Raw genomic sequence first — 14,289 nt, 5'->3', positions numbered from 1 at the left:
GTTCCGCATTCCCACTCACGTCATCATGGCCGGGGAGTCCCGGCCATCCTTTTCGCGGGCACCATGATGAAAATCATGGAGGGCGAATGCGGGGTTGTCACCCCAGTTCGAAGCTCGTGATCCCGAACACCTTCGCCGTGTCGATCGCGGGCGCGGGCCCGCGATACATGCGTGCCGTCTCGAACATCGGCTTCAGCCCGAGCGAGACCGCGAGGTCCACTGCCGCCCGGTTCGTCGCCGGCGTGTCGAGATAGAAGGTGCCCTCCGGCATTCTCGTCAGCAGCCCGCGCAGGATGGTCTCGGCGTCACCCAGGTTGTCAGCGAAGAGCGGCCCCACCTTCCAGCCCTCGTGGCACTGGCGGATCACGCCGTAGCCGACGATCTCGCCGTCGCGCCTCAGCGCCATCGCGTCGTGGCGCAGCCATTCCGCCAGGAAGCGCGTGCGCGGGGCGGGGAACAGGCGGTGCTTCTGCTCGAAGTGGTCGATGGCCTCGGCATCGGCGGCGGCGAGCGCGGTGAGTGCGGGGTTGCCCTGCGAATAGCCCGATGGCTTCAGACCGCCATGGCGGATGTTCTCATGCGCCAGCACGAAGCCCGACCTGGCGTAGTTCGCCTGCTGCGCCTTGACGCCGTCGAGGCCGATGCTGCGCGCAGGCTTGAGCCGGAGTGCCTCGTTCCACAATGCGAGGCCGAGGCCCCTGCCGCGCAGGTCCGGCCGGCAGATGTAGAAACCGAGGAAGCCGAAGCTGGGCCCATAGCTGACCAGCGAGATGGTGGCGGCGAGTTCGCCGTCGACCTGCAGGCCGAGGAAGCCCTCCGGGTCCTGCGCGGCGAAGGCCTCCTGGTCCTTCAGCCCCGGGTTCCAGCCTTCCTGCCGGGCCCAGTCGCAGGCGGTGCGGATGCCCTCCCGGTCGAGAAATCCAATGTCGTAAGCCATGGCCGCCCCTGATGTGTTTTCGGATGCACGGGTCTTTGAATCATCTTAAGCCATGCTGCAAGCCTTCAGGATGTCATCATGCCGACACTCGCCGAACTCTCCCGCCAGCTTGCCGACCGCGCCGTCACGTCCCGCGAACTCGTGGAGCGTTCGCTCGGCCTCATCGCCGATCCGGCGGGCGAGGGGGCTCGCACCTTCACCGCGGTCGATGCCGAGGGCGCGCGGGCCGCGGCCGATTTCGTCGACAGCCAGCGCAGGCGCGGCCGCGAGGTCTCGGCCCTCGCCGGCATTCCCTTCTCGTCGAAGGACATCTTCGACCTCGCGGGCGAGGTGACGACCGCCGGATCCAGGGTGCTGAAGAACGATCCACCGGCCCGTGCCGATGCCGTTGCCATCGCGCGGCTGAAGGACAAGGGCATGATCGTCATCGGCCGCACCAACATGACCGAGTTCGCCTATTCGGGTGTGGGCCTCAACCCGCATTACGGCACGCCGCGCGCGCCCTTCGACCGCGCCACGGGCCGCATTCCCGGCGGCTCGTCCTCGGGGGCCGCCGTCTCGGTGGCCGATGGCATGGTGGCGCTCGGCATCGGCACGGATACCGGTGGCTCCTGCCGCGTTCCCGCCTCCTATTGCGGCATCGTCGGCTACAAGTCGAGCCATGGCCGCGTGCCCTTGACCGGCTGCAACCCGCTGTCCTCCAGCTTCGATACCATCGGGCCGCTGGCGAATTCGGTCGCCTGCTGCGCCACGGCGGACGCGATCATGGCGGGCGACTGGGATGGCGTGGTGCCGGCGCGGGATATTCGCGGACTGCGCCTCGCGGTGCTGAGGGATTTCGTGCTCGACGGCCTCGGCCCCCAGGTGGAGCGCGACTTCGCCCGCACGCTCAAGCGGCTCGAAGCGGCGGGTGCCGTGCTCTCCGACATGAGCTTCCCGGAACTGCGCGAGATCCCGACGATCAATGCCAAGGGTGGCATCGTCGCGGCGGAGGCGCTCTACAACCACCGCGCCCGCATGGCGGCGCGCGGCGGCGAATATGACCCGCGCGTGCGCTTCCGCATCGAGGCGGCGGAGGCGATTTCGGCCGCCGACTACCTCGGCTACGTGGCGCGCCGCCGCGAGATGATCGCGCTCTTCGCCGGGCGCTTTGCCGGTTTCGATGCGGTGGTGCTGCCGACCACGCTCAACGTGGCCCCCGCCATCGCCGAGCTTGCCGAGGACAAGGACTACATCCGCTTCAACGCCATGAGCCTGCGCAACACCTATGTCGGCAACTTCCTCAACGGCTGCGCCATCTCGCTGCCGATGCAGGCCCCGGGCGAGGCGCCCTGCGGCCTGATGGCGATGGCGCCCTGGGGCCACGACCGGGATCTTTTCGGGGTCGCCGGAGCCCTGGAGCGGGTACTGAAGGCAGGTTGAAGAGACCCGCATTGCGCGAAAACATCGCCAAAAAGAGTATTTGTCCGTACACGTCATGTTGTTCCGGTATGTTCCGTTTTCGTGCGGCTCATTAACCTATATATCAATAGCTTAAGCCCACTCCATTTTCCCCTTGCGTCATGAACGGAAATAGAACATAGTTCGAACAACGGTAACGCGGCGGCGCTGGAACGGGCCTCCGGTGGACCCACTGAAAAGCAAGGAGTAAACCGAATGGCACAGGCATCGAATCTGCGGGTCGTTGAGAATTCCATGGACAAGAACAAGGCACTGGACGCCGCGCTGAGCCAGATCGAGCGCGCCTTCGGCAAGGGCTCCATCATGAAGCTCGGCGCCAATTCGGCGCTGGAGATCGAGGCGATCTCCACGGGCTCGCTCGGCCTCGACATCGCGCTCGGCATCGGCGGGTTGCCCAAGGGCCGCATCATCGAGATCTACGGGCCAGAATCCTCCGGCAAGACCACGCTGGCGCTGCAGACCATCGCGGAGGCCCAGAAGCGCGGCGGCATCTGCGCCTTCGTCGACGCCGAACATGCGCTGGACCCGGTCTATGCGCGCAAGCTCGGCGTCAAGGTCGATGACCTTCTCATTTCCCAGCCGGACACCGGCGAGCAGGCGCTGGAAATCGCCGACACGCTGGTGCGCTCCGGTGCGGTCGAGGTGCTGGTGATCGACTCGGTCGCGGCACTCACCCCGCGCGCCGAACTCGAGGGCGAGATGGGCGACCAGCTGCCGGGCCTCCAGGCCCGCCTGATGAGCCAGGCGCTGCGGAAGCTCACGGGCTCGATCTCCAAGACCAACTGCATGGTCATCTTCATCAACCAGATCCGCATGAAGATCGGCGTCATGTTCGGCTCGCCCGAGACGACGACGGGCGGCAACGCGCTGAAGTTCTATGCCTCGGTGCGCCTCGACATCCGTCGCATCGGCGCCATCAAGGACCGTGATGAGGTGGTGGGCAACCAGACCCGCGTGAAGGTGGTCAAGAACAAGGTGGCGCCGCCCTTCAAGCAGGTCGAGTTCGACATCATGTATGGCGAGGGCATTTCCAAGGTCGGCGAGCTGATCGACCTCGGCGTCACCGCCGGCGTGGTGGAAAAGTCCGGCTCCTGGTTCTCCTACAATGGCGAGCGCATCGGGCAGGGGCGTGAGAACGCCAAGACCTTCCTGCGCCAGAACCCGGACATGGCGAACGCCATCGAGGCCACGATCCGCGGCAATGCCGGCATCGTCGCCGCTGCGCTCAGCAATGGCACCGAAAAGGACGACGCCGCGGACGACTGATCGTCCCGCCCGCCCCATCCCATCCACAGAACCCGGACGCCTTGCCCAAGGGGCGTCCGGCTGCCCACGGTGTTTGCCCCACACCGCCTGAGCCGGCGCCCTCCGTCACCCCGCGGAGGGCGCCGTTCTGCATGGGGCGAGGCCCGGCTGGCTGGCCCCAGCAAAGGTCCCGTTCTGGCTTGGTTATTCTGGACAGGGCGGCCCCGCGCCATTAAGACCGCCCCAAACTCCAACACTCATTTGCCGGGCGTCACATGACAGGGCTTGCACAGATCCGTTCGACCTTCCTCGACTTCTACAAGCGCCAGGGCCACGAGGTCGTCGCTTCCTCGCCGCTGGTGCCGCGCAACGACCCCACCCTGATGTTCGCCAACTCGGGCATGGTGCAGTTCAAGAACGTCTTCACCGGCATGGAGAAGCGGCCCTACAGCCGCGCCACCACGGCGCAGAAATGCGTGCGCGCCGGCGGCAAGCACAACGACCTCGACAATGTGGGCTACACCGCCCGCCACCACACCTTCTTCGAGATGCTGGGCAATTTCTCCTTCGGCGACTATTTCAAGCCGGATGCGATCGAGTGGGCCTGGACGCTGGTCACCAAGGAGTTCGGCCTGCCGAAGGACAAGCTCACCGTCACCGTCTTCTCGGAGGATGACGAGGCCCATGCGCTGTGGAGGAAGATCGCGGGAATTCCCGACAGCCGCATCATCCGCATCTCGACGTCTGACAATTTCTGGTCGATGGGCGACACCGGTCCCTGCGGTCCGTGCTCCGAAATCTTCTACGACCATGGCGACAAGATCTGGGGCGGCCCTCCCGGCTCGGCCGAGGCCGACGGCGACCGCTTCATCGAGATCTGGAACCTCGTCTTCATGCAGTACGAGCAGGTCTCGAAGGACGAGCGCATCAGCCTGCCCAAGCCCTCGATCGACACCGGCATGGGCCTCGAGCGCATCGCCGCGGTGCTGCAGGGCACACATGACAATTACGAGACCGACCTGTTCCGCGCCCTGATCCAGTCGATCGTCGAGAAGACCGGCGTTCCGGCGGAGGGCGACGCCAAGGCCTCGAACCGCGTCATCGCCGATCATCTGCGCGCCTCCTCCTTCCTCATCGCCGATGGCGTGCTGCCGTCGAACGAGGGCCGCGGCTACGTGCTCCGCCGCATCATGCGCCGCGCCATGCGCCATGCCGAACTGCTCGGAGCCAAGGAGCCGCTGATGCACCGCCTCGTGCCCGCCCTGGTGCGCGAGATGGGCGCTGCCTACAACGAACTCGTCCGCGCCGAGGCGCTCATCACCGAGACGCTCTATCTCGAGGAGAACCGCTTCAAGAAGACGCTGGAACGCGGGTTGCGCCTGCTCGACGACGGTTCCGCCGGCCTCAAGCAGGGCGACACCTTCTCCGGCGAGACGGCCTTCAAGCTCTATGACACCTATGGCTTCCCGCTCGACCTCACGCAGGATGCGCTGAAGTCGCGCGGCATCACCGTCGACACCAGCGCTTTCGAAGCCTCGATGGAGGCCCAGCGCGAGGAGGCCCGCCGCGCCTGGAAGGGCTCGGGGGACGCCAAGACCGAGACCATCTGGTTCGAGCTGAAGGAGCGCTTCGGCGCCACCGAGTTCCTCGGCTACGACACCGAGATGGCGGAGGGCGTCGTGCGCGCCATCGTCGTCGATGGCAAGGAAGTCCAGGGCCTCGCCGAGGGCCAGAAGGCGGCGATCGTCGTCAACCAGACGCCCTTCTACGGCGAGTCCGGCGGCCAGACCGGCGACAAGGGCGTGATCCGCACGGCCGAAGGCGCCTCCTTCCTGGTGACGGACACGCAGAAGCGCGTGGGCGATGTCTTCGTGCACATCGGCGAGCTGGTGCGCGGGCAGATGAAGCCCGGCAATGCGGTGGAACTCACCGTCGACCACACGCGCCGCTCGGGCAACCGCATCCACCATTCCGCCACCCACCTGCTGCACGAGGCGCTGCGCCTGACGCTCGGTTCCCACGTCGCCCAGAAGGGCTCGCTGGTCGAACCCAATCGGCTCCGCTTCGACATCTCGCACAACAAGGCGATGAGCCCGGACGAGATCGCCCAGGTCGAGCAGATCGCCAACGCCATCGTGCTGCAGAACGACAAGGTGACGACCCGCCTGATGACGGTGGATGCCGCGATCGCCGAGGGTGCCATGGCGCTGTTCGGCGAGAAATACGGCGATGAAGTCCGCGTCGTCTCCATGGGCCGCAACGAGCATGGCGCAGGCCGGCCCATCTATTCGCTCGAACTCTGCGGCGGCACGCATGTCGGCCGCACCGGCGACATCGGCCTCATCAAGGTGGTGGGCGAGAGCGCCTCGGCCGCCGGCGTGCGCCGCATCGAGGCGCTGGCCGGCCCCGCCGCGCGCGCCTATCTCGAGGAGCAGGACCGCCGCGTGCAGGCCGCGGCCGCCGCGCTGAAGGCGCCGGCGGGCGAAATCGTGACGCGCATCGAGTCACTCCTCGACGAGCGCCGCAAGCTCGAGCGCGAGCTGGCCGAAGCCAAGAAGCAGCTCGCCATGGGCGGCGGCAAGGCCGGCGGTGACGAGGGCATCTCGGAGGTCAACGGCATCAAGCTGATGGCCCGCGTCGTGAAGGGCATCTCGCCCAACGACATGAAGGGCATGGTCGACGACGGCAAGGCCAAGCTCGGCTCCGGCGTCGTGGCGCTGGTGGGGCTCAATGACGAAGGCCGCGCCGGCCTCGTCGTCGGTGTCACCAATGACCTCGTCTCGCGCTTCAGCGCGATCGACCTCGTCCGCGCCGGTGCAGCCGCACTGGGCGGCAAGGGTGGCGGCGGCCGCCCCGACATGGCCCAGGCTGGTGGTCCCGACGGTGCGAAGGCGGATGAGGCGCTGGCGGCGGTGAAGGCCGCGCTGGGCTGACGGGACGCAGGCCGCACCACTCTCGACGCATCATCGCCGGGCTTGTCCCGGCGATCTTTTTTCAACCATCGAAAAGGATGGCCGGGACGAGCCCGGCCATGATGGACGAGCGGAGTGCGCGGCCGAAGCGCTACCCCTTCGCCGGCCACTCTGCCGTGTCATGGTCCGGGTGCTGCAGCGAGCGGAGTTTGGTGAGGTCCTCCGGCGTGCGGTCGTCCTCGGTGCGCTTCGAGGGCAGGTCGGGCAGGGCATCCGCCCAGCGGAGCTTGCTCTCCACCCCCACCACATGGTCGGGCGCTGCTGCATCGGGATCATCCAGCGAGCCGATCGAGAGTTCGATCGGGCCATAGTCGTCCTCCAGCATGAACAGCGGCGTGCCGCAGTCGCGGCAGAAGCCGCGGGCGACCACGGGGGAAGAGCGGAATGTGGCGGGCTCCCCCCGCGTCCAGCGGAACCGCTGCGGATCGACGCTGACCAGCGGCGCACCGAAGGAGCCGAAGGCCTTCTGGCACATGCGGCAGTGGCAGAAGCCCGCAGTCCCCAGCGGTCCCTCGATGCGGTAGCGAAGGGCGCCGCACTGGCAGCCCCCGGTGTGAACTTCGGTCATATGCATCTCCTTCACGGCTTGGGGAAGTAAGTCTTACGCTTCCGAAAATGCAAGTCTGGCCTGAGGGAATGCCGCAGGTAAACTTCGGCGCGCAGGCGCATATCGCCGCTCCTGCTGCATTGCAGCATCAAAAGGAGAGCAACCATGACCACAGTGCAGGACCAGGGGGAGGCTTCCGACGAAGCCGCAATTGAGGGACACGGGCGCCGCCCGCCTTTTCTCATTCTCGCGCTGGGCTCCATCGGCGTCGTCTATGGCGACATCGGAACGAGCCCGCTCTATGCGCTGCGCGAGGCCGTGCTGGCCGGCATGCGCCAGGACGGGCACATATCGGACGCGCTGGTCCATGGCGTCCTGTCGCTCATCATCTGGTCGCTGATCCTCGTCGTCACCGTCAAGTACGTGCTGATCCTGCTCAACGCCGACAACAAGGGCGAAGGCGGCACGCTCTCCCTCATGGCGCTCGCCCAAAGGGCCTTCGGCCGCTCCGTCACCTGGATTGCGGTGCTCGGCATGGTGGGCGCGGCGCTGTTCTATGGCGATGCGATCATCACCCCCGCCATTTCGGTGCTCTCAGCCGTCGAGGGCCTCAAGGTGGTGACGCCCCAATTCGAGCCCTATATCCTGCCGCTCACGCTCGCCATCATCCTCGGCCTGTTCATGGTGCAGTCGCAGGGCACGGGGCGGGTGGCGGCCTTCTTCGGACCGATCACGCTGGTGTGGTTCGCGGCACTCGCCGCCGTCGGGCTCTGGCACATTTTCGATACGCCCTCGGTGCTCATCGCCTTCAGCCCGCTCAAGGCGGTGCACTTCCTCGCCAATCATGGCCTGATCGGGCTTGCCGTGCTGGGGGCGGTGTTCCTCGCCGTCACCGGCGCCGAGGCGCTCTATGCCGATCTCGGGCATTTCGGCAAGCGGCCGATCCAGTCCGCCTGGCTCGTCGTCGTGCTGCCCGCGCTGGTGCTGAACTACCTGGGGCAGGGGGCACTGCTGCTGGCGGATCCCTCGGCGATCGACAATCCCTTCTTCCGCATGGTGCCGGACTGGGGCCTCGTGCCCATGGTGGCGCTGGCCACGGCGGCCACCATCATCGCATCGCAGGCGGTCATCACCGGCGCCTATTCGCTCACCCAGCAGGCGATCCAGCTGGGCCTGCTGCCGCGCATGGAAATCCGCTTCACCTCGGAGTCGCATGCCGGGCAGACCTACCTGCCGCAGGTCAACTGGCTGCTGCTCGCCGGCGTCGTCATCCTGGTGCTGACCTTCAAGTCATCGGGCGCGCTGGCCCATGCCTATGGCATCGCGGTGACCGGCACCATGGTGGTCACGGCGATGATGGCGATTGCCGTGATGTGGAAGGACTGGCGCTGGCCCCTGTGGCTGGTGCTCCCCATCATGCTGCCGCTGCTGGCGCTCGACCTCGTGTTCTTCGGCGCCAATTCGCTGAAGATCCTGGAAGGCGGCTGGATGCCGCTGGTGCTGGGTGCCGCGATCTTCCTTCTCATGTGGACGTGGCGCGAGGGCTCGCGGCTGCTGGCCGAGAAGACCAGGCTGTCGGAAGTGCCGCTGAAGGAGCTCGTCGCCTCGCTCTCCCGGCGGCCGCCACCCAGCGTGCCGGGCACGGCGGTCTTCCTCACCAGCGATTCCGAGAGCGCGCCCACCGCGCTCCTGCACAGCCTGAAGCACTACAAGGTGCTGCATGAGCGCAACGTGATCTTCACCGTGAAGAGCGCTACCGTGCCGGTGGTGGAGGCCGCACAGCGGCTGAAGATCGCGCAGCTCTCCGAGCGCTTCTGGCGCATCGAGGCGAGCTTCGGCTTCATGGAGAACCCCAATGTGCCGGCCACGCTTCTCGCCATCCCGAAGGACGAGATGAGCTTCTCGATGATGGATACCTCCTTCTTCCTCTCCCGCCGCAGCGTGCGCGCCTCGAAATACCAGGGCATGCCGGTGTGGCAGGACAAGCTCTTCATCATGATGGCAAGGAACGCCAATGACGCGAGCCGCTATTTCCGCCTGCCGCCGGGAAGGGTCATCGAGGTGGGAAGCCAGGTGACGGTGTAGCGGGGCAGGACGCGCTCATATAATCGAGAAAAGGATTACATCAAAAAAATTTGTAAGAAATGTGATTTTGGCATTGCCAATGAACCACGTGGCGATATCTTCCCCTGGGTCAAATCCTGGGGGAAGCCGACATGCGGATATGGTTGGCCGTCGCAATCCTGGTGTCCCTGTCAGGCGCCGCGCATGCGGTGGACACGGACGAATCGAAGGACCCGAAGCTTCCCGTGCAGGGGCGCAACGGCAGCTTCAGCCGGTCCATCCCGATCGAGGTGCCGGCCTTCCGCGGCATCGCGCCCGAACTCCGGCTGGTCTATGACTCATCCGCCAGCATCAGGACGCTGCCCTCCGCCGGCGGAGAACTGGGTGTCGGCTGGTCGCTGCAGGGCGTCTCTGCCATTCAGCGCATCTCGGGAACCTGGAAGACACCGGGGCAGGACAAGCCCCCAAGCGGGCGTGGCGTGCCGGCCTATGGCGCCCAGGGCTTTCCCGCCGACAGCTTCATGCTCGACGGCACGGAACTCGTCTCCTGTGCGGAGGTCACCAATCCCTCCTCGACACCCTCCTGCGCCACCGCCGCCGGTGGCGCCTTCACCAGCCGCTTCGAGAGTTTCCTGCGCATCCGCAGCAACCCGGCCGCGAACCTCTGGGAGGTGACAGGCCGGGACGGGGTGAAATCCCTCTACACCTCGCTCGAGGGCGCAGGCTTCGATGCCACCTTCCGCTGGCACCTGGCCTCGGTCACCGACCGGCGCGGCAACCACGTCGACTATGGCTGGTCCTGCGCCACCGGCCACTGCACCATCGCCAGCATCCGCGCGTTCACGGCAGGCACCAGCACACCCGCCAGCGAAGTCATCTTCCACACGGAAGCGCGGCCGGATCTGATCAGCTATGGCGACGGCCGGGGTATGCGCGCCATGACGAAGCGCATCACCGCAATCCAGGTGAAGAGCGCGGGGACCAGTGCTGTGGTTTACCGGCTTGCCTACCAGACCTCCGTATCGACTGGTCTCTCACGGCTGGTCGAAGTTCAGAAGTTCGGCTCGGACGCGGCGATCGTGAACGGCATCGTTGTGCCTGACACCGGCACGAGGATGCCATCCTATGTCATGACCTATTCCGACAACGGGGACTCCGCCGGCCATCCGATCTTTGACAAGCGCGAGGATTGGACGGGGCCGGGTGTTGCAGCAATAGAACTCGAAAACGTCATCGACCGATTTGGTTTTCCAAATACCTTTCCTCAAGCGATGGATCTGGCCGGTGACTTCAATGGCGATGGTTGGGCAGGCGATTATTACATGCCAAAGACCTGCTTTTACGCCGAGCTGCCGTCGCCCTCAAATCCAAAGGACGGGAGGGGAAGACCGTTGCCGGCCTATGAATGCATTGGCCCCAGGGAGCACTATGCGAACGGATCTCCGGCAGCACTCACTTATCCCATGCCGCGGTGGAAGTACTCCAAAATAGCTGGAAAGCTGCCGGATTCCAACAATATCGTTGCTTTGGGAGATTTCAACGGTGACTCGGCAATGGACTTTGCCCGGGTCGTCAGCACAGCCGTTGAGTCCTGTAACAGCGACACCTGTCCCCGCTCATGGTCGTTTGATGGCATCGGGGTAAAGCGGTTGAATTCCGACAGCGAACGCGGCTTCGGTTTTCTGTCCAAGTGGGAGTTGGACCTCAAAACCGCGGCAGGCCAAGCCGGAGACTTCGACGGCGACGGCAAGGACGACTACCTGCTTGATGACGGACGGATTGCCCTGTCGGATAGGAATGGAGATAGGGATGGGAAGCACGTTGTCGACTGGGGGCTTCGGGGCATCAAGGACTTCAGAAAGAAGTATCGCAGTCTAATTGCGGACTTCAATGGCGACGGCAGGTCCGATGCGCTGATCCACAAGGAAAAGACGACGAGTTACCGGATCTATCTGTCGACCGGCGCGGGGCTGGCCGCACAGACGCCCTTCAACCTGCCAAAGGACGCCACCCGGCAGACACTCGGCGACGTCAACGGCGATGGACTGAGCGACATGATCTACAGCGCATCAGGTTCCATCGTTGTCCTGTTCTCCAACGGAACGAGCGTCGGTGGAGCAGCCGTGCAGAGTATAACCGGCGCATCGGGGTTCCGCTCTGCAGATGATGAAGAGTGGGAAAACGGTCCCGATGGATCGCGCGAAATCACCGGAGTCGGGAGTGGCGACCGGTTCGGTACCGGATCCCTTGCATCGTCTTCGCAATACACACCGGAAAAGGTCGACCTGTTCGGGTTCACCCAGTTCAAGATGGGTGATTTCAACGGTGACGGACGGGTCGACCTCGCGGGAAGCCGGAACAAGGGCACGGGCCCCGGAACCGGCATCGCGCGCTCCACCGGCCAGGGGTTCGAGAGTCAGCCAAGCGTGATTCCAGGGTCGCGCATGGTAACCTACATCACCGATTATAATGGCGACGGTGCGGACGACATCGCCCGCGCCAATTTGCCCCCGATGATCGGCGATCCGCGCCTGACCGACAACTATGTCTGGCTTTCCCGCTCCGGACAGGCGGACTTGATGACCTCGTTCCAGGAGCCTCTCGGTGGCCGGACCAGCGTAACTTATGGGCCCTCGGCGGGGACCCCCGGCAGCCGGATGCCGTTCAACATGCAGGTGGTGAAGTCGCTGACGCTGGACGACGGGCGGGGCGTGGTGTCGACGCTCTCATTTGCCTATGAAGGCGGGGCATGGTCGCGGAGCGAGCGGCAGTTCCTCGGGTTCCAGAAGGTCATCGCCAGCCTGCCGTGCCTCCCTGGCGAGGCAGCCTGTCCGCAGCAGGTGCGGACCTTTTCGCAGGTTCCCGCCTGCCTCGGCCAGGTGCTGCAGGAGCAGACGCTGGATGGTCCGGGCGGCGCCGTGCTGGCGCAGACCAACGCCAGCTTTGCCGAGGATGGCCAGTTGCCCTTCACCTGCCTTGCCACCAGCACCGAGAGCCGGCTCTTCGGTGACGGGCGGGAGAAGGTGGTGCGGCAGGAGTTCGCCCATGACCTCTTCGGCAACACCACGCAGGTGATCGACCATGGCGTTCTCGATGCGCCCGGCGACGAGACCCTGACCACCACGGCCTTCGCGCCAAATACGGGGGACTATCTCGTCTCCTGTCCGGCGGAAACCTATGTGTTCGAGGGCACATCCAGTTCTGGACGGCTGCTCAAGGGAACGCGCCAGTCCTATGACGGCGCGGCCTTCGCACAACCACCCGCGCGTTGCGAGAAGACGCAGCAGGATGACTGGGTGTCGGGGGGCAGTTGGATCACCACCGCCCGCTGGAGCTATGACGATGTGGGCAACCGGGTGACGGAAACGGATGGCGTGGGCAATACCACCACCACGCTTTATGATGGAGCCCTGCGACTTTATACCGTTGAAACGCGTCTTCCCAACTATGCGGCAGACCAGCGGTTCCGCACGCTGACCGCCTGGAATCTCACCTGTGGCCTTCCCGCATCCCAAACGGACCTCAACGGGCAGGTGACCAGCTTCGCCTATGATGCCCTGTGCCGCGAGAGCTACCGGAGCCAGCCGGGCGGGTACGAGGAATGGCGCGGCTTCGGCGCACTCGGCCAGCCGAACGCCCAGTTCAGCTGGATGTCGCGGTCAGCACCTGGCGGTCAAACCTCCGGTCGCTGGAGTTCGGTCTACTTCGACGGCTTCGGGCGCGACTACTTCGACGCATCGATGGGTCCGGGTGCCACGAAGCACGTCTCGATCTTCAAGACTTACAATCAGCGAGGTAACCTCGCCAGCCAGACGGAGCCTTTCTACTACGACGAGCCTCAGGCCTGGAAGACCTTCACCTATGACAAGCTGGACCGGCTGGTTCGCACCACCAATCCCGACGGCACGTCGTCCTCCATCTGGCATGGGCTGGGTTGGCCAAACTCCACCGAACACCATGGAATGGTGATCACCGACGAGGCCGGACGCAGGACGATCGACACCTTCTATGCCAACGGCAAGCAGATGAAGCACATCCCCTTCAAGGGTGAGGTGGCCTTGCCAAGGGGGTACTACCGGGATGGTCTCGGCCGCATCACCTGGGTGGTCGATCCTGCTGGCAATACCTGGTCCTATGCCTTTGACGGGCTGGGCCGCCGTACCCGCGTGAATGACCCGGACCTCGGCAGCTGGAGCTATGACTATGACAGTGCTTCCCGCCTCATCGCCCAGACGGATGCCAAGGGCCAGCGCACGGAACTGAGCTACGATGCGCTGTCCCGCGTCACGACAAAGCTGGTGCGCGGCACCTCCGGCGAGGAGCGGACGACCAATGCCTATGACGAGGCGCGTGCCGGCTTCTTCAACCTCGGGCAGATCACCAGTGCCGTCCGGGAGGCGGGCGGCAAGCGCTTCGCCCAGGCCTTCGACTATGATGCCGCGGGCCGTCTCGCCCAGCGCAGCGATCTCGGCGTCGAAGGCCGGGACTTTTCCCAGGGCTTCGAGTACTGGCCGGACGGCACGCTGAAGCGCAAGCGCCTGGCGGATGGCTCATGGACCGGCACCTATCTCTATGATCCGGCCGGCCGGCTCTTCAGCATCGGCAATGCCAATGCGCCGTCTGCCAGCGAGCCGGGGCAGTTCATCTCCTCGATCCTCTACAATGCCCGCGGCCAGACCACGGCCATTGCCTATGGCGGCGGCGTCGCCACCAGCTTCAGCTACAACGATGCGCGCGGCTTCCTCACCAGGGTGCTGACGCAGAAGAATGGCGAGACGCTGCTGGACCTCAACTATGCCCGCAATGCCGTGGGCCAGGTCACCGCAATCTCCTCGCCCGATCCGTCCCGCGCCTGGGCCTTTTCCTATGACGAGTTGGGCCGGCTCGTCTCGGCGGACAATCAGGACGGCGCGGCGGAGGATCGGAGCTATGCCTATGACGATGCCGGCAACCTGACGGCCAACTCCGGCCTGTGCGGCGGGGCAGGGCTGGTCTATCCGCCGTCGGGCAGTGCGCGGCCGCATGCGCCGGTCTCGATCTGCGGCGCGCCCGTCAGCTATGAT

At 65.4% G+C, this 14,289-nt stretch carries 7 protein-coding genes; 5 read left to right on the top strand and 2 right to left on the bottom strand.

What is annotated here, in order from left to right; genetic code table 11:
- Positions 1-97: 97 nt before the first annotated feature.
- A complete protein-coding gene (locus tag DK847_RS14725; protein WP_111199292.1) occupies positions 98-937 on the bottom strand; it encodes a GNAT family N-acetyltransferase in 840 nt (279 codons plus the stop codon).
- Between the two features lie 78 nt (positions 938-1,015).
- Here DK847_RS14725 and DK847_RS14720 point away from each other — a divergent pair, with 78 nt between their 5' ends.
- The 3 genes from DK847_RS14720 (at position 1,016) to alaS (ending at position 6,576) form a co-directional block, all read left to right on the top strand.
- Positions 1,016-2,359, top strand: a complete 1,344-nt coding sequence (locus DK847_RS14720) for an amidase (RefSeq protein WP_111199291.1) — start codon at positions 1,016-1,018, stop codon at positions 2,357-2,359.
- Positions 2,360-2,593: 234 nt separating this feature from the next.
- A complete protein-coding gene (gene recA, locus DK847_RS14715; protein ID WP_111199290.1) occupies positions 2,594-3,664 on the top strand; it encodes a recombinase RecA in 1,071 nt (356 codons plus the stop codon).
- Positions 3,665-3,918: 254 nt separating this feature from the next.
- Positions 3,919-6,576, top strand: a complete 2,658-nt coding sequence (gene alaS, locus DK847_RS14710) for an alanine--tRNA ligase (RefSeq protein ID WP_111199289.1) — start codon at positions 3,919-3,921, stop codon at positions 6,574-6,576.
- Positions 6,577-6,706: 130 nt separating this feature from the next.
- On the opposite strand, the gene DK847_RS14705 is transcribed toward alaS, so the two are convergent.
- Positions 6,707-7,183: a GFA family protein gene (locus DK847_RS14705; RefSeq protein ID WP_111199502.1), complete on the bottom strand. Its 477-nt coding sequence runs from the start codon at positions 7,181-7,183 to the stop codon at positions 6,707-6,709.
- Between the two features lie 144 nt (positions 7,184-7,327).
- Between DK847_RS14705 and DK847_RS14700 the strand changes: the two genes are divergently transcribed.
- Both DK847_RS14700 and DK847_RS14695 read left to right on the top strand, forming a co-directional pair.
- Entirely contained in the window at positions 7,328-9,247 is a 1,920-nt protein-coding gene (locus tag DK847_RS14700; RefSeq protein WP_111199288.1) for a potassium transporter Kup, read from the top strand.
- A 131-nt stretch (positions 9,248-9,378) separates the two neighbouring features.
- Positions 9,379-14,289: toxin TcdB middle/N-terminal domain-containing protein (locus DK847_RS14695; RefSeq protein WP_146256145.1), on the top strand; the 4,911-nt coding region annotated here is incomplete at its 3' end.

Source organism: Aestuariivirga litoralis, from assembly GCF_003234965.1.
GTDB lineage: Bacteria > Pseudomonadota > Alphaproteobacteria > Rhizobiales > Aestuariivirgaceae > Aestuariivirga > Aestuariivirga litoralis.
The sequence above is the reverse complement of the archived record's forward strand: the minus strand, read 5'-3'. Positions and strand labels throughout refer to the sequence as shown.